Below are 16,582 nucleotides of genomic sequence, written 5' to 3' on the forward strand. Positions count from 1 at the left end.
TTCCCCACGCGCCCCACGCGCCCCACGCTCCGCGCGTTCCCCCGTTCCCCCGTTCCCGAGGACGACTAGGACACCATGGACAACCCGCAGCCCGAGCCCCACGACCTGCTCGGCGTCGGCATCGGCCCCTTCAACCTGTCGCTGGCCGCGCTGGCCGACCAGGTGAGCGGCCTCGACGCGCTCTTCTGCGAGGCCCGGGAGGAATTCCGCTGGCATCCCGGCATGCTCGTCGACGGCGCCCGGATGCAGGTGCCCTTCCTCGCCGACCTGGTCTCCCTGGTCGACCCGACCAACCCCTGGTCCTTCCTCAACTACCTGCGCGAGCAGGACCGGCTCTTCCCGTTCTACTTCGCCGAGCGCTTCCAACTGCCCCGCCGCGAGTACGACCACTACTGCCGCTGGGCCGCCGAGCGGCTGGTCAACTGCCGCTTCGGCGCCGCCGTCACCGCCCTGCACTGGAGCGCGGAGCAGGAACTCTTCCGGGCCGAGGTGCGCGGGCTGGGCGAGGTGTGGGCGCGGAACGTGGTGCTCGGGGTGGGCACCGAACCCGTCCACCCCGAGCCGTTCGCCGCGCTGCGCGGGCACCCGGCGGTCTTCCACTCGGCCGAGTACCTCGGCCGCCGCGACTCGCTGGCCGGCGCCCGGGACATCACCGTCCTCGGCTCCGGCCAGTCCGGGGCCGAGGTCTTCCTCGACCTGCTGCGCACCCGCGGCGGCGACGGCACCCGGCTGCGCTGGCTCACCCGGGCCCGGGCGCTGGCCCCGATGGAGTACTCCAAGCTGGGCCTGGAGCACTTCACCCCCGACTACACCCGGTACTTCCACGGCCTGCCCGGCGAGGTCCGCGACCACTTGGTCGAGGCCCAGTGGCAGCTGCACAAGGCGGCCAGCGCCGAGACCCTGGCCGAGATCCACGACCACCTCTACGAGCGGACCATCGGCCGCCCGCTGGACGCCGACCCGGTGGAGATCATCCCCGGCACCGCCGTGGTCGAGGCCCTGGCCGGCCCCTGCGGCGGCTTCGAACTCGGCTGCCGGCACACCGACTCCGGCACCGAGCGGGTGGTCCGCACCGACGCCGTGGTGCTCGCCACCGGCTACCGCGCGGTGCGGCCCGCCGTGCTCGACCCGATCGCCGAGCTGATCGACTGGGACGAGCAGGGCCGCTTCCGGGTCGACCTCGACCACCGGGTGGCCGCCGGCTTCGGCGGCGGCCTCTACGTGCAGAACGCCGAGCTGCACACCCACGGCGTCGGCACCCCCGACCTCGGCCTCGGCGCCCACCGCGCCGCCACCATCCTGAACGCCGTCACCGGCCGGACCGTCCACCGCCTGCCCACCCGCACGGCCTGGACCGGCTTCGCCCCCGTCACCACGGGAACCCCGGCCGCCCCCCTCACCCTCCCCCGACCCCAGGAGGGGCACCGTGCCACAGCAGTCACCCACTGACCGCCAACCCCTGCTCAGCTGGCCCGAGCCCGCACTGCCCGCCCCCGCCTTGCCCGCCCCGGCCCTGCCCGCCCCCGCCCTGCCGGCCGGGCTCACCGCCGAGCACTGGCGGCGGGCGGGCCGGGCCCTGCTGGCCAAGACCATCGCCGAGTTCTCCTACGAGGAGCTGCTCGCGCCCGAGCCGGACGGCGAGAGCGCGGAGGCGGGCGGATACCTGATCCGGCTGCCCGAGGCCGACTACCGCTTCCGGGCCCGCCGGGGCGCGTACGGCAGCTGGCGGGTGGACCCGGCCTCGGTCGTCTGCACCCCCGCCGGCGCCCAGGGGCCGGTGGAGGGCGACCCGCTGGTCTTCCTCCGGCATGCCCGGGGCGTGCTCGGCCTCACCGGGGACACCCTGGGCCACCTGATCCGCGAGCTCACCGCCACCCTGCTGGCCGACACCCGGCTGCTGGCGGAGGAGCTCACCGCCGCCGAGCTGGCCGACCTCGGCCACCACGAGCTGGAGGGGCGGCAGACCGGCCACCCGTGGATCGTGCCGAACAAGGGCCGGGTCGGCTTCTCGGCCCGGGACGCCGCCGAGTGGACCCCGGAGGCCCGCGCCCCGCAGACGCTGCCCTGGCTCGCCGTGCACCGCAGCCTGGCCGAGTTCCGCGGCGACCCCGGGCTCTACGCCGAGGAGACGGCGGGCGTGGTGTCCGGGCTGGGCGAGCGGGCGGGGGAGTACCTGCTGCTGCCGGTCCACCCCTGGCAGTGGGACGAGGTGGTGGTGCCGCTGTTCGCCCCCTGGATCGCCTCCGGCCAGATCCTGCCGCTGCCCACCGACGGCGAGCTGCGGCTGCCCCAGCAGTCCATCCGCTCCTTCTTCAACCTCAGCCGCCCCGAGGGCTGCACCGTGAAGCTGCCGCTCTCGGTGCTCAACACCCTGGTCTGGCGCGGCCTGCCCACCGAGCGCACCCTGGCCGCCCCCGCCGTCACCGCCTGGATCCACGGCATCCGGGACGCCGACCCCTTCCTGCGCGACGAGTGCCGGGTGATCCTGCTGGGCGAGCTGGCCTCGGTGGCCGTGGACCACCCGCACTACCGCGGGCTGCCCGAGGTGCCGTACCAGTACAAGGAGCTGCTCGGCGCGATCTGGCGCGAACCGCTCGGCCGCCACCTGGACGCCGGCGAGCAGGCCCGCACCCTGGCCGCCCTGCTGCAGACCGGCTCCGACGGCCGGGCCCTGGTCGCCGAGCTGGTCGCCCGCTCCGGCCTGCCCGCCCGGGACTGGCTGCGCCGGCTCTTCGCGGTGCTGCTCCCGCCGCTGCTGCACTTCCTCTACCGCTACGGCACCGCCTTCTCCCCGCACGGCGAGAACGCGATCGTGGTCTTCGACGAGCGGTGCACCCCGGTGCGGCTGGCGGTCAAGGACTTCGTGGACGACGTCAACATCAGCGACCAGCCGCTGCCCGAACTCGCCGAGCTGCCGTCGGAGGTGAGCGGGGTGCTGCTGCGGGAGGGCCCGGCCGGGCTCTGCCAGTTCCTGCACTCCGGTCTCTTCATCGGCGTGCTGCGCTACCTCGCCCCGCTGTTCGAGGACCAACTCGGCCTGCCCGAGAACGAGTTCTGGACGCTGCTGGGCGAGCGGATCCTGGCCCACCAGCGGCGCTTCCCCGAACTCGGCGACCGGTACCGGCTGTTCGACCTCTTCACGCCGACCATCGACCGGCTCTGCCTGAACCGCAACCGGCTGCTGCTCGACGGCTACCGCGACCGCCCCGAGCGGCCGCACGCCGCCGTGCACGGAGTGGTGGAGAACGCCCTGCACCCCGGCGGCCCGGGCGCCCTGCCACCCCAACGCGCACGGGTTGTCACTCCCGCGCCGTAGGGTGGGAGGGCCATGACGAACGACTCCGCACCCCAGCCCCTGCCCGGCGATGCCGAGGCCCCGGTGAGCGTCCCCCGAGCCAAGCTGCCCGAGCTGCTGCACGCCGCCGTCGCGGCCGTCGGCGGCACCGAGCGGCCCGGCCAGGTCGCGATGGCCGCCGCCGTCGCCGACGCCGTCGACCACGACGAGCACCTGCTCGTCCAGGCCGGCACCGGCACCGGTAAGTCCCTCGCCTACCTGGTGCCGGCGCTGGCCCACGGCGACCGGGTGGTCGTCGCCACGGCGACGCTGGCGCTCCAGCGCCAGCTGGTGGAGCGGGACTTGCCCCGGACGGTGGAGGCGCTGCACCCGGTGCTGCGCCGCCGCCCGAGCTTCGCCATGCTCAAGGGCCGCTCCAACTACCTCTGCCTGCACCGGGCCAACGAGGGCACTCCGAGCGAGGAGGGCGAGGGCCTCTTCGACCCGGTGGACGCCCTCGGCGGCCCCACCGGCAAGCTCGGCCGCGACGTGCTCCGGCTGCGCGAGTGGGCCGAGGAGACGGAGACGGGCGACCGGGACGACCTCACCCCGGGCGTCTCCGACAAGGCCTGGGCCCAGCTCTCGGTCACCTCCAAGGAGTGCCTGGGCGCCTCGCGCTGCGCCTACGGCCAGGAGTGCTTCGCCGAGCTGGCCCGCGAGCGGGCCAAGACCGCCGACGTGGTGGTCACCAACCACGCGATGCTCGCGATCGACGCGATCGAGGGCGCCCCCGTGCTGCCCGAGCACGCGATGCTGATCGTGGACGAGGCCCACGAGCTGGTCAACCGGGTGACCGGCGCGGCCACCGCCGAGCTCACCGTGGGCGCGGTCAACCGCGCCGTGAAGCGGGCGGCCCGGCTGGCCAACGAGAAGGCGGTGGACGCCCTCCAGGCCGCCGCCGAGAGCTACCACGGCCTGATGGAGACGGCCCAGCCCGGCCGGGTCGAGGAGCTCCCCGAGTACCTGGTCTACGCCGTCTCGGCGATCCGGGACGCCGCCCGCCAGGTGATCACCTCGCTCGGCGAGACCCGCGACAAGGGCCTCTCCGACGAGGACGCCGTGCGCAAGCAGGCGATGGCCTCGGCCGAGACCCTGCACGACACCACCGAGCGGCTGCTCTCCGAATCCCCCTACGACGTGGTCTGGATCGAGCGCAGCGACCGCTTCGGCCCCGGCACCGCCTCGCTGCGGGTCGCCCCGCTGAACGTCTCCGGCCTGCTGCGCGAGCAGCTCTACCGCGAGCGCTCGGTCGTGCTGACCTCCGCCACCCTCAAGCTCGGCGGCGACTTCAACGGCGTGGCCGCCTCGGTGGGCCTCCCGGTGGAGGGCCGGTTGCCCGACGCCCGCGGCGCCGCCGAGCCCGAGCGGCAGCAGGGCGAGGAGGCCCCGCCGTACTGGCGCGGCATCGACGTGGGCTCCCCCTTCTCCTACAACAAGCAGGGCATCCTCTACGTCGCCAAGCACCTGCCGCCGCCGGGCCGCGAGCCCGACCGCCCCGAGATGCTCGACGAACTGGCCGACCTGATCGGCGCGGCCGGCGGCCGCACCCTCGGCCTGTTCTCCTCGATGCGGGCCGCCAAGGCCGCCGCCGAGGCCCTGCGGGAGCGCCTGGACAACCGGATCCTGCTCCAGGGGGAGGACACCCTGGGCGAGTTGATCCGCGAGTTCTCGGCCGACGCCGAGACCTGCCTCTTCGGCACCCTCTCCCTCTGGCAGGGCGTCGACGTGCCCGGCGCCGCCTGCCAGCTCGTCGTGATGGACCGGATCCCCTTCCCCCGCCCCGACGACCCCCTGATGAGCGCCCGCCAGAAGGCCGTCGAAGAGGCCGGCGGCAACGGCTTCATGGCCGTCGCCGCCACCCACGCGGCGCTGTTGATGGCCCAGGGAGCAGGGCGCTTGGTCCGCGCCTCCGACGACCGGGGTGTGGTGGCCGTCCTGGACCCGCGCCTGGCCACGGCCCGGTACGGCGGCTTCTTCCGCTCCTCGATGCCGGCCTTCTGGTACACCACGGACCGGAACCAGATCCGCAAGTCGCTGGCCGCGATCGACGCTTCCGCTCCCCCCGTACGGTAACCACCGGGGGCGCGGGGAACTGCGCGCCCAGCCCCGTGGCATGCCGTACTGATGCACAGATGACCACCTGCACCATCAACGGACAGTGCAAGTGGGCATCGCTTTAAGACAGCAGGAGCTGCAGGGCTGGCCGCGCCGTTCCCCGCGCCCCTGGATAGTGCAGCCCCAGGTAGTGCTACAGGCGCCGCATCACTGCTACGACCTTCCCGAGGATGGTCGCGTTGTCGCCCGGGATCGGGTCGTACGCCGGGTTGTGCGGCATCAGCCAGATCCGGCCGTCCTCGCGCTTGAGGCGCTTGACGGTGGCCTCGCCGTCGATCATCGCGGCGACGATGTCGCCGTTCTCGGCGACGGGCTGGCGGCGGACCGCGACGTAGTCGCCGTCGCAGATGGCGGCGTCCACCATCGAGTCGCCCCGGACGGTGAGGGCGAACAGCTCGCCGTCGCCGACCAGCTGACGGGGGAGGGGGAAGACGTCCTCGACCGTCTGCTCGGCCAGGATCGGGCCACCGGCCGCGATCCGGCCGACCAGGGGCACGTAGGAGGTGGAGGGGCGGCCGGCGGCCTCCGCGGTGTTGGGCCGGGAGACCTCGACGCCGCGGACCTCGTAGGCGCGGGGGCGGTGCGGGTCACGCCGGAGGAAGCCCTTGCGCTCCAGGGCCATCAGCTGGTGGGCCACCGAGGAGGTGCTGGAGAGGCCGACGGCCTGGCCGATCTCCCGCATGCTCGGCGGGTAGCCCCGCCGCTGGACGGAATCGCGGATGACCTCGATGACGCGGCGCTGGCGCTCCGTCAGCCCGGCCTCGTCGGTGCGGATGCCGGGCGGGCGGCCGGGGAGGGAACGGGTGGGGACGCTCTGGCCGAGAGCTCCGTCGAGGGCGGCGGCGTGCTCGATCGACTGGTCGGGGAGGCGGCCCGGGTTGAGGGCCCCGCCGGGCACGCGGTGGTCTTCGCTGCGGCTCATGCTGTGGTCCACGCTCTGCTGGTCCATGGTGCGCGCCGAACGCTCCTGCACCGGGATGGAGTTGCTCTTGGCTTCTACGGTGTTCACTGGATGCCCCTCTTAGACAGGCGTTCTCCCTCTTGTCCAGCTCAACTGGTGCACCTCTCGAAAGGTTGCGCCAAACACACGTTCGAGTGAATTATTTCGGAGTCGACTGAACTGATCAAGGCTTTGGGTGTAGCTCGATTAAATGTTCGATCGTGACTGCCGCCGGGAGTCTATTTCACGCGCGGTGAACTTTTCGACCCGTTGCGGCGTGGCGCTTCCCGTTATCCCAGATCTTGTGGCAGTCTCGCCGCTTGGCCCTACAAGTTGTGGTCAGGCGGTCCGAAGCCTGGCCCGAACCGTGTAGGCTGGTGAGGTCCGCTCGAAGCTGCCCCGGAGGGAATCCACCCGTGCACTGCCCCTTCTGCCGGCATCCGGACAGCCGCGTGGTGGACAGCCGCGCCAGTGACGACGGCAGCTCGATCCGCCGCCGCCGCCAGTGTCCTGACTGCAGTCGTCGATTCACCACGGTGGAGACGGCCACGCTGATGGTCATCAAGCGCAGCGGCGTCACCGAGCCCTTCTCCCGCGAGAAGGTGATCTCCGGTGTCCGCAAGGCGTGCCAGGGCCGCCCGGTGACGGAGGACGCGCTCGCGCAGCTCGGCCAGCGGGTCGAGGAGTGCGTGCGGGCCAGCGGTAGCGCCGAGCTCTCGACGCACGACGTCGGCCTCGCCATACTGGGCCCGCTCAAGCAGCTCGACGTGGTCGCCTACCTGCGGTTCGCCTCGGTCTACCGGGCCTACGACGGCCTGGAGGACTTCGAGGCAGCCATCGCCGAGCTCCGCGCGGAGCAGTCGCTCGCCGAGGCGGGCAGCGTGCCCGTCCCCGCCGCCGCGACCTGATCGCACGGCCCCCGCACCACCCCCTTATCTCTTCGGAGCCCGAGTCGAAGCCGTCCCGACGGCAGACGATGGCTCCCGCGCGCCCGGAAATCGGGCACAGAACACCACAAATCGTGCATGGCGTCCACAGTCGGGCCGACCGCGCACACCAGGAGAAGCGAACCAACGGCATCCGGAAGGTCTGGGGTGCCGAGGGCGTTTGCCCAGGAGGAGGAGTACGAAGTGACTGACACGACGAGCGGTTCCGCGCGCGGGTCGAAGTCCGAGAAGACCACCAAGGGCGCCGGCAAGGCCGCGCCGAAGGGTGGCCTGCGGATCGGGCGCATCTACACCACTCCTGGTGTTCACCCCTACGACCAGGTGACCTGGGAGCGCCGCGACGTCGTCATGACCAACTGGCGTGACGGCTCGATCAACTTCGAGCAGCGCGGCGTGGAGTTCCCCGACTTCTGGTCGGTGAACGCGGTCAACATCGTGACCAGCAAGTACTTCCGCGGCGCGGTCGGCACTCCGCAGCGCGAGTGGAGCCTCAAGCAGATCATCGACCGCGTGGTGCTCACCTACCGCGCCGCCGGTGAGAAGAACGGTTACTTCGCCACCGCGGACGACGCCGAGATCTTCGAGCACGAGCTGACCCACGCCCTCCTCCACCAGGTGTTCAGCTTCAACTCGCCGGTCTGGTTCAACGTCGGCACCAAGCAGCCGCAGCAGGTCTCCGCCTGCTTCATCCTGGCCGTCGACGACTCCATGGAGTCGATCCTCGACTGGTACAAGGAAGAGGGCATGATCTTCAAGGGCGGCTCCGGCGCCGGCCTGAACCTCTCCCGGATCCGCTCCTCCAAGGAGCTGCTCTCCTCCGGCGGCAACGCCTCCGGCCCGGTCTCCTTCATGCGCGGCGCCGACGCCTCGGCCGGCACCATCAAGTCGGGCGGCGCCACCCGCCGCGCGGCCAAGATGGTCGTGCTCGACGTGGACCACCCGGACGTCGAGGCCTTCATCGAGACCAAGGTGAAGGAGGAGGAGAAGATCCGCGCGCTGCGCGACGCGGGCTTCGACATGGACCTCGGCGGCGACGACATCGCCTCCGTGCAGTACCAGAACGCCAACAACTCCGTCCGCGTCTCGGACGAGTTCATGACGGCGGTCGAGAACGGCACCGAGTTCGGCCTGCGGGCCCGGATGACCGGCGAGGTCATCGAGACCGTCGACGCCAAGAAGCTCTTCCGCAAGATGGCCGAGGCCGCCTGGGCCTGCGCCGACCCGGGCATCCAGTACGACTCGACCATCAACCACTGGCACACCTGCCCGGAGTCGGGCCGGATCAACGCGTCCAACCCCTGCTCCGAGTACATGCACCTGGACAACTCCAGCTGCAACCTCGCCTCGCTCAACCTCATGAAGTTCCTCCGCGAGGACGACAGCTTCGACGCCACGACCTTCGCCAAGGTCGTCGAGCTGGTCATCACCGCGATGGACATCTCGATCTGCTTCGCCGACTTCCCGACCGAGAAGATCGGCGAGACCACCCGCGCCTACCGCCAGCTGGGCATCGGCTACGCCAACCTCGGCGCCCTGCTGATGGCCACCGGCCACGCGTACGACTCCGAGGGCGGCCGCGCCCTGGCCGGGTCGATCACCTCGCTGATGACCGGCACCGCCTACCGCCGCGGCGCCGAGCTGGCCGGGGTCGTCGGCCCGTACGACGGCTACGCCCGCAACGCCGAGCCGCACCAGCAGGTCATGCGCCAGCACGCCGAGGCCAACGCCGACGCGAAGCCGGCCGACGACCTGGACGCCCCCGTCTGGGCCGCCGCGACCGAGACCTGGGCCGAGGTGCTGCGCCTGGGCGCCGAGCACGGCTTCCGCAACGCGCAGGCCTCGGTGCTCGCCCCGACCGGCACCATCGGCCTGATGATGGACTGCGACACCACCGGCGTCGAGCCCGACCTCGCCCTGGTCAAGTTCAAGAAGCTGGTCGGCGGCGGCTCGATGCAGATCGTGAACGGCACCGTGCCGCGCGCGCTGAAGCGCCTGGGCTACCAGGAGGAGCAGGTCGAGGCGATCGTCGCCTTCATCTCCGAGCACGGCAACGTGGTCGGCGCGCCGGGCCTCAAGCCCGCGCACTACGAGGTGTTCGACTGCGCGATGGGCGAGCGGGTCATCTCCGCGATGGGCCACGTCCGGATGATGGCGGCGATCCAGCCGTGGATCTCCGGCGCCATCTCCAAGACGGTCAACATGCCGGAGAGCGCCACCGTCGAGGAGATCGAGGAGATCTACTTCGAGGCGTGGAAGCTCGGCGTCAAGGCGCTGGCGATCTACCGCGACAACTGCAAGGTCGGCCAGCCGCTCTCGGCGAAGAAGGCCCCCGCCGTTGCCGTCGAGGCCCCGGCCGCCCCGGCCGCCGCGGTCGAGAAGGTGGTCGAGTACCGCCCGGTCCGCAAGCGTCTGCCGAAGGGCCGCCCGGGCATCACCACCTCCTTCACGGTGGGTGGCGCCGAGGGTTACATGACCGCCAACTCCTACCCGGACGACGGCCTGGGCGAGGTCTTCCTGAAGATGTCCAAGCAGGGCTCGACCCTCGCGGGCATGATGGACGCCTTCTCGATCGCCGTCTCGGTCGGCATGCAGTACGGCGTGCCGCTGGAGACCTACGTCGCGAAGTTCACCAACATGCGCTTCGAGCCGGCCGGTCTGACCGACGACCCGGACGTGCGGATGGCCCAGTCGATCGTCGACTACATCTTCCGCCGCCTGGCGCTCGACTTCCTGCCGTTCGAGACCCGCTCGGCGCTCGGCATCCACTCCGTCGAGGAGCGCCAGCGCCACCTCGACACCGGCTCCTACGAGCCGGTCGAGGCGGAGGAGATGGACACCGAGACGCTGGCCCAGTCGGTGTCCGTGCAGCTCCCCGCCACGCCGGTGGTCGAGAAGCCCAAGGCCGCCCCGGCCCAGGCCCACAACTCCACCGAACTGATGGAGATCCAGCTCGGCCTGAACGCGGACGCCCCGCTCTGCTTCTCCTGCGGCACCAAGATGCGCCGCGCGGGCAGCTGCTACCTCTGCGAGGGCTGCGGCTCCACCAGCGGCTGCAGCTGATCGTCCCCCTGCTTCGAGGGCGGTGCCCCGACCACTCCGGTGGTCGGGGCACCGCCCTTTTCGGCCCGAAGACGTCAACTTTGGTTGACAAGCGGGCGATGTCAACCTAGGTTGACATGAAGAGAGGGGTGCGGAATGAGCGAGACCGGAGAACTCGCCGCCGCCGCGGGCAGTCGTGACCCGGCGGTGGGCCTGCGGGCGGTGCGGGCGCTGCGCGACCTGGCGGACCGGCTGGAGGAGCTACAGGTGGGGAACGCGCGGGTCAAGGGCTGGTCCTGGCAGGAGATCGCGGCCTGTCTGGGCGTCAGCCGGCAGGCGGTGCACAAGAAGTACGCCCGGCGGGGCTTCGCTGAGCGGGCCGACGGGGTCGACGGTACGGAACGGGAGAGGGGCTGACCATGTTCGAGCGGTTCACTGACGGCGCCCGGCGGGCGGTGGCGGGCGCGGGCCAGGAGGCCGTCCGGCTGCGGCACGAGCGGATCGGCACCGGGCACCTGCTGCTGGGGGTGCTCGCGCTGCCCGAGGATCCGGCCGCGCGGGTGCTGCGGGCGGCCGGGCTCGACCTGGTGACCGCCCGGGGCGCGCTGGCCCGCCTGCTCGGGGCGCCGCACCCGGCGGTGGACGAGGCCGCGCTGGCCTCGGTCGGAGTCGACCTGGCGGCCGTCCGGGAGGCGGTCGAGGCGGGTTTCGGTGCGGACGGGCTGGCGGCCCTGGCGGCGCCGGCCGGGCCGCCCGCGCGGCGGCGGCGGGGGCCGGTGCGGTTCGGCGAGCGGGAGAAGCGGGTGCTCGCGCTCGCGCTCGGGCAGGTCACCGCCGAGCGGGGCGACCGGATCGAGGCCCGGCACCTGGTGCTCGGGATCCTGGCCGAGGGCGGCGGCCCGGCGGTCCGACTGCTGAGCGAGGCCGGGGTCGACCTCGCGGAGCTGGAGCTCGCGCTGCGGGCCGTCCACGCCTGAGCCGACGGGCCCGGGCTTCCGGATCCGAGCTCTCTGGCCCGCGCTCTCGGGCCCGGGCTTCCGGCAGGTGACGGGACGCCAGGGTGGTGGGCAGTTACCTACCGGTTAGTCAGGTGCTCAGGGCCACGTTGAGCAAAAGTGATAAATGGATATGATCTGGTGACCGCGTGTGCTGAACATCTGTCCGGAGCGTGCTCACCAGCGCCCCGGTTGTCGGCGTGCCGTCGTCCGCCCTGATCTGCCGCCGCCCCCGAGGACAGATTGATGACAGCTCCCACGCCGCCCGTCCGTGGAGCGCACCAGCGCCCGAACGGTAGAACCGTCTCCTGGGCCGCCGCCGGGATCCTGGTCGGAGCGGCGGCCGGAGCCGCCGCCGTGGCCACCGCCGCCGAGACCCACCGGGCCGCCGTCGCGGCGACCGTCTGCGGCGGGTTCGTGCTCTGGTGCGTGCTCGCCCTGCTGGCCGCCGTCCAGGCCGGCCGCGCCGTCCGCAGCCGGGAGGAGGCGGACGGGCTCCGGGAGGAGGCGGTGCTCACCCGGGCCCGCGTCGCCGAGCTGCGCGCCGACCTGAGTGCCACGCACACCGCCGCCGCCGGCCTCCGCGCCGCCCTGGCCACCGCCCAGGCGGCGGCCGACGGGGCTCGGACCGATCTGGTCGCCGTGCAGGAGGCGCTGGCCGCCACCGGGACGGCCGCCGCCGAGGCCCGGGAGCGGGCCGAGGCGGAGCAGGCCGCGCTGCGGGAGACGGCCGAGCGGGCCGAGACCGCGCTGCGCGCGCTCACCGAGGAGTCGGCGGCCGAGCGGGAGCAGCTGGCAGCGCTCTCCGTAGAGGTGCTGCCCCAGGTGGTCGAGCGGCTGCGCGGCGGCGCCTCGGTCGACAGCGTGCTGGTGCCGCACCGGAGTTCGGCGCACGCCGGGCTGCTGCGGTACGTGGCCGAGGAGATCGGTCGGGGCGAGCGGCAGCGCGCCGCCGCACTGGCCGTCTGCGCCACGGCGGCCGGCCGGGTCCAGGCGCTGGCCACCAGCATGCACGCCGAACTCCGGGAGATGCAGCACCGGCACGGCGAGGACGTGCTCGGCGATCTGCTCGTGCTCGACCACTCCACCGCCCAGGCCGGGCGGATGGCCGACAGCATCGCGGTGCTCACCGGAGCCCGGAGCGGCCGCCGTTGGGCCAAGCCGATCGCCGTGGAGAGCATCCTGCGCGGGGCGCTCGGCCGGATCGGGGCGTACCAGCGGGTGCGGCTCCACTCGGCGAGCACGGCGGCCGTGGCCGGCTACGCGGCCGAGGGCGTGATGCACGCGCTGGCCGAACTCCTCGACAACGCCGCCAACTTCTCGGCGCCCCCGGCCGAGGTCCACGTCTACGTGGAGGAGGCCCACGCGGGCCTGGTGATCACCGTCGAGGACGGCGGCCTCGGGCTCAGCGACAGCTGGCTGAAGCGGGCCGAACGCGCCGTCTCGCCCGAGCCCCTGGACCTCACCGCGCTCTCCGCCGGCACCCGGATCGGCCTCGCCGTGGTCGGCGCGCTGGCCCGCAAGCACGGCCTCTCCGTCTCCTTCCGCCCCTCCGCCCGGGGCGGCACGGGCGTGGTGATGCTGATCCCCGCCCAGCTGATCACCCACCCCGCCCCGGAACCGGCCGCCACCGGCGGCACCATGAGCTCGGGCGGCACTGTCGGGAGCGGCCGGGGCGGCACCGCCGTGCCCGCCGTGACCCGGGGGGCCGGCGCCGCCGCGGCCGTGACCAGGGGCGAGGGCCTCCGGGGCCGCGCCGCCGAACTGACCTCTGCCCGGAGCGGCGCGGCCGAACTGCCCGCCGCGCAGGGCTCCGCCGCCCTGCCCACCCGCACTTCGGTGTCGGCCGACGCCGCCGGAGCTGCTCCGGCAGCGGGCGGCGGCGACCCGACCGCCGAGGGCGGCAACGGCCTGCCGCAGCGCCGTCGCGGCCAGACCCTCGCCTCGGCCCGGCAGGGCGGGGCGGCCACCCGGGCCGCCGTACCGCCGCAGCCCGTGCCGCCGCGTCCCGGCGCTCCCCGTCCCGCAACTCCCCGTTCGGCGGCGCTCTTCGCTGCGGGAGCTGCCGGTGCCGCCGCCGGTGCCGCCGCGCCGACCGGCTCGGCCGGTGCGGCCCCGCTCGCGGCGGCGGCCCGCTTCGGTGCGTTCCGCCGGGCGCTCCAGCCCGGGGCGGAGAGCTCCGGTGGCGCCGGCCCGGCCGGTCCCGCCGACTCCGCTGACTCCACCGCTCCCGCCGCCTCCACCGACTCGGCCGACGGGCCTGACGCCACCGGTTCCGGCCCGGCCGGGTCCGCCACCAACGGGTCCGCCCCGACCGGGCCCACCGACACCGACGTACTCGCGAAGGACGACGCCTGATGAGCAGCACCACCGACCGCGATCTCGACTGGCTGCTGGAGAACCTGCTGACGGCCACCCCCGGTGCCCGGCACGCCCTGGTGCTCTCGGCCGACGGGCTGAAGCTCTGTCACACGGCCGGCCTCACGGTGGACCAGGCGGACCAGCTGGCGGCCATCGCCTCCGGCATGCAGAGCCTCGCGCACGGCGCCTCGATCGAGTTCGGGGACCGGACGGGTGGCGTCCGCCAGTCGATGACCGAGTTCCACGGCGGCATCCTGTGCATCGTGGCGGCGGGGGAGGGGGCCCACCTCGCGGTGGTCACCGACGACGACGCCGACGTGGGCGTGGTCGGGCACAACATGCACGGGCTGATCGAGCAGATCGGCGTCCACCTGAGCGCTCCGCCGCGCGACCCGGCCGACTTCGACCTGGCGGAGCTCTCCGGTGCGGCGGCCGAGGCCGCGCGGCTGGAGCAGCGGCAGCTCGGTGCGGAGGCGGACCGGATCGACGCCCCGAGCCCGGCGTGAGCGAGGGACGGAACATCCCGGCCCGGGATGACGACCCGGACCGGCTGTACACCGTCACCCGCGGGCGCAGCCGCCCGCCGGAGCACGCCTTCGACCTCGTGACGCTGATCGTCACGGAGCGGGAGCCGGAGCCGGGCATGCAGTCCGAGCACGTCCGGATCCTGCGGCTGTGTGCCGAGCCGACCTCGGTGGTGGAGATCGCGGCCGAGCTGGCGCTGCCGGTGAGCGTGGTCAAGATCCTGCTCGGCGATCTGCTGGAGGCCGGGCGGGTCACCGCACGCCACCCGAGGTTCGCCCCCACCAAGGCCCGCTTGCCCGATCTCGACACGCTGAAGCAGGTGCTGAATGGCCTCCAACAACTCTGACCGCCCGGTCGGCTCCGGTCGGCCGTCCGCGCTGCGCGGGACGGCCGACAACGGGCTGAAGATCGTGGTGGTCGGCGGCTTCGGCGTCGGCAAGACCACCCTGGTCGGTGCGGTGAGCGAGATCCGTCCGCTCAACACCGAGGAGACGATGACCAAGGCGGGCGAGGGCATCGACGACCCCTCGGCGGCTTTCGGCAAGCGCTCGACCACGGTGGCCTTCGACTTCGGCCGGATCACCCTCGACGACCGGAACGTCCTCTACCTGTTCGGCGCCCCCGGCCAGGAGCGGTTCTGGTTCCTCTGGGACCGGCTGTTCGCGGGTGCGCTGGGTGCCGTGGTGCTGGTCGACACCCGGCGGCTGGAGGAGTCCTGGTACGCGATCGACCGCCTGGAGCACCACGGCACGCCCTTCGTGGTCGCCCGGAACAACTTCGAGCAGCCGCAGCACTCGCTGGCGGAGGTCCGGGCGGCGCTCGACCTGCCGGCGGACGTGCCGCTGGTCGACTGCGACGCCCGCGACCGGGAGTCCAGCAAGCAGGTGCTGATCGAACTGGTCCGCCACCTCCAGCACTTGGCCGAGGCGGAGCTGGCCGAAGCCGAACCGGCCGAGGCAGGTGCCGCCGCCGGTGCTCTGCCGGTGCCCGCACCCCGGTCCGGCACCGCCCCTGCCGCCGCCGTAGCGTCCGTCATGCTCGAACAGGAGATGAGCTCGTGACCGAGCCCGCGCCCACCCCACCGCCGGGCTGCCCCGCGCACCAGGGGGCGACCCCGCTCTACGGCCCGCGCTTCCAGACCGATCCGGGCCAGCTCTACCGCGAACTCCGCGAGACGCACGGGCCGGTGGCCCGGATCGAGCTGGCCGGTGGCGTGCCCGCCTGGCTGGTGATCGGCTACCGCGAGCTCCAGCAGGTGACCGGCCGGCCCGAGCTCTTCGGCCGCGACTCCAGCCGGTGGAACCACTGGCCCCAGATCCCCGCCGACTGGCCGCTCAAGCCGATGATGGCCCCGGTGCCCTCGGTGCTGTACGCCGAGGGCGAGGAGCACCAGCGCCGCAAGGGCGCGATCACCGACGCGCTGGCCGGGGTCGACCCGTACGAGCTGAAGAAGCACTGCGAGGAGATCGCGGACCGGCTGATCGACGAGTTCGCCGGCCGGGGCGAGGCCGAGCTGGTGGCCGAGTACGCGCACCGGATGCCGCTGCTGGTGCTCTGCCGGCTCTTCGGGCTGGGCGAGGACGAGGCCCCGGTGCTGATCCGCGGGCTGCTCGCGATGCTGGACGGCGGCGCCGACGCCCAGGCGGGTGCGCAGCAACTGCTCGACAGCATGCTCGCGTTGGTGCGGGAGAAGCGCGAGCACCCCGGCGCGGACGTCACCTCGCGACTGCTGGAGCACGCGGCGGGGCTGACGGACGAGGAGGTCATGCGCGACATGCGGGTGATCCTGATCGCCGGCCACCAGCCGAGCGCCTACTGGATCGCCAACGCGCTGCGGCTGATGCTCACGGACGAGCGGTTCGCCGCCTCGCTCTCGGGCGGCCGGCGGAGCATCAGCCAGGCGCTGGCCGAGGCGCTCTGGGAGGACACCCCGACGCAGATCTTCGCGGGCCGCTGGGCTACCCGGGACACCCAGCTCGGCGGACAGCGGATCGCGGCGGGCGACATGGTGCTGCTCGGCTTCGCCGGCGCCAACGCCGACCCGTCGGTGCGGCAGCCCGGCGGTGCGCCCGCGGAGGGCAACCGCGCCTACCTGAGCTTCTCCTACGGGCCGCACTCCTGCCCGTTCCCCGCGCAGGAGGCGGCCGAGGTGATCGCCGCGACGGCGATCGAGGTGCTGCTCGACCGGCTGCCCGACCTCCGGCTGGCGGTGGCCGAGCACGCCCTGGTCTGGCGCCCCTCGGCCTGGGTGCGGGCCCTGGTCTCGCTGCCCGTCGCCTTCACCCCGGCCATGTGAGCCGGCCGGCCTTGTGAGCCGGCCGGCTCC

The 16,582-nt window shown here is 73.2% G+C and carries 12 protein-coding genes and 1 pseudogene; 12 read left to right on the forward strand and 1 reads right to left on the reverse strand.

What is annotated here, in order from left to right; all coding sequences use genetic code 11:
* Window positions 1-75 precede the first annotated feature (75 nt).
* Genes CFP65_RS26390 through CFP65_RS26400 form a run of 3 tightly spaced genes read left to right on the forward strand, consistent with a single transcriptional unit; the run spans window position 76 to window position 5,407 of the window.
* Window positions 76-1,449, forward strand: a complete 1,374-nt coding sequence (locus CFP65_RS26390) for a lysine N(6)-hydroxylase/L-ornithine N(5)-oxygenase family protein (RefSeq protein WP_104818526.1) — start codon at window positions 76-78, stop codon at window positions 1,447-1,449.
* 34 nt (window positions 1,450-1,483) lie between these two features.
* Complete coding sequence (locus CFP65_RS26395) at window positions 1,484-3,316, forward strand: IucA/IucC family siderophore biosynthesis protein (RefSeq protein WP_104821136.1); 1,833 nt, start codon at window positions 1,484-1,486, stop codon at window positions 3,314-3,316.
* A gap of 12 nt (window positions 3,317-3,328) precedes the next feature.
* Complete coding sequence (locus tag CFP65_RS26400; RefSeq protein ID WP_104818527.1) at window positions 3,329-5,407, forward strand: ATP-dependent DNA helicase; 2,079 nt, start codon at window positions 3,329-3,331, stop codon at window positions 5,405-5,407.
* A 175-nt stretch (window positions 5,408-5,582) separates the two neighbouring features.
* Here the strand turns inward: CFP65_RS26400 and lexA are convergent, their stop codons facing one another.
* Window positions 5,583-6,398 (reverse strand): transcriptional repressor LexA, encoded by an 816-nt coding sequence (gene lexA, locus CFP65_RS26405; RefSeq protein WP_104821137.1) that lies wholly within the window; start codon window positions 6,396-6,398, stop codon window positions 5,583-5,585.
* 407 nt (window positions 6,399-6,805) lie between these two features.
* Here lexA and nrdR point away from each other — a divergent pair, with 407 nt between their 5' ends.
* The 9 genes and pseudogenes from nrdR to CFP65_RS26450 all read left to right on the forward strand — a co-directional run bounded on the left by nrdR (window position 6,806) and on the right by CFP65_RS26450 (window position 16,552).
* Window positions 6,806-7,297 (forward strand): transcriptional regulator NrdR, encoded by a 492-nt coding sequence (nrdR, locus tag CFP65_RS26410; protein WP_104818528.1) that lies wholly within the window; start codon window positions 6,806-6,808, stop codon window positions 7,295-7,297.
* 222 nt (window positions 7,298-7,519) lie between these two features.
* The gene (locus tag CFP65_RS26415; protein ID WP_104818529.1) at window positions 7,520-10,396 is read left to right on the forward strand and encodes a vitamin B12-dependent ribonucleotide reductase; all 2,877 of its coding nucleotides are present in this window, start codon (window positions 7,520-7,522) and stop codon (window positions 10,394-10,396) included.
* Between the two features lie 135 nt (window positions 10,397-10,531).
* Window positions 10,532-10,792 carry a helix-turn-helix domain-containing protein gene (locus tag CFP65_RS26420; RefSeq protein WP_104818530.1) on the forward strand — a complete coding sequence of 87 codons (261 nt, stop codon included), beginning with the start codon at window positions 10,532-10,534 and terminating at the stop codon, window positions 10,790-10,792.
* A 2-nt stretch (window positions 10,793-10,794) separates the two neighbouring features.
* Window positions 10,795-11,352: a Clp protease N-terminal domain-containing protein gene (locus CFP65_RS26425; protein WP_104818531.1), complete on the forward strand. Its 558-nt coding sequence runs from the start codon at window positions 10,795-10,797 to the stop codon at window positions 11,350-11,352.
* A gap of 375 nt (window positions 11,353-11,727) precedes the next feature.
* The gene (locus CFP65_RS26430; protein ID WP_254552575.1) at window positions 11,728-13,728 is read left to right on the forward strand and encodes an ATP-binding protein; all 2,001 of its coding nucleotides are present in this window, start codon (window positions 11,728-11,730) and stop codon (window positions 13,726-13,728) included.
* Window positions 13,728-14,123 (forward strand): annotated as a pseudogene (locus tag CFP65_RS26435) (roadblock/LC7 domain-containing protein); the annotation flags it as partial. The gene CFP65_RS26430 and the pseudogene CFP65_RS26435, both read left to right, overlap by 1 nt.
* A 110-nt stretch (window positions 14,124-14,233) precedes the next feature.
* Window positions 14,234-14,602 (forward strand): DUF742 domain-containing protein, encoded by a 369-nt coding sequence (locus CFP65_RS26440; protein WP_217368187.1) that lies wholly within the window; start codon window positions 14,234-14,236, stop codon window positions 14,600-14,602.
* Window positions 14,583-15,317 (forward strand): ATP/GTP-binding protein, encoded by a 735-nt coding sequence (locus CFP65_RS26445; RefSeq protein WP_174805573.1) that lies wholly within the window; start codon window positions 14,583-14,585, stop codon window positions 15,315-15,317. The genes CFP65_RS26440 and CFP65_RS26445 overlap by 20 nt, the downstream gene beginning before the upstream one ends.
* Complete coding sequence (locus tag CFP65_RS26450) at window positions 15,314-16,552, forward strand: cytochrome P450 (protein ID WP_104818534.1); 1,239 nt, start codon at window positions 15,314-15,316, stop codon at window positions 16,550-16,552. Before CFP65_RS26445 ends, CFP65_RS26450 begins: the two co-directional genes overlap by 4 nt.
* Window positions 16,553-16,582 lie beyond the last annotated feature (30 nt).

The organism is Kitasatospora sp. MMS16-BH015, assembly GCF_002943525.1.
GTDB lineage: Bacteria > Actinomycetota > Actinomycetes > Streptomycetales > Streptomycetaceae > Kitasatospora.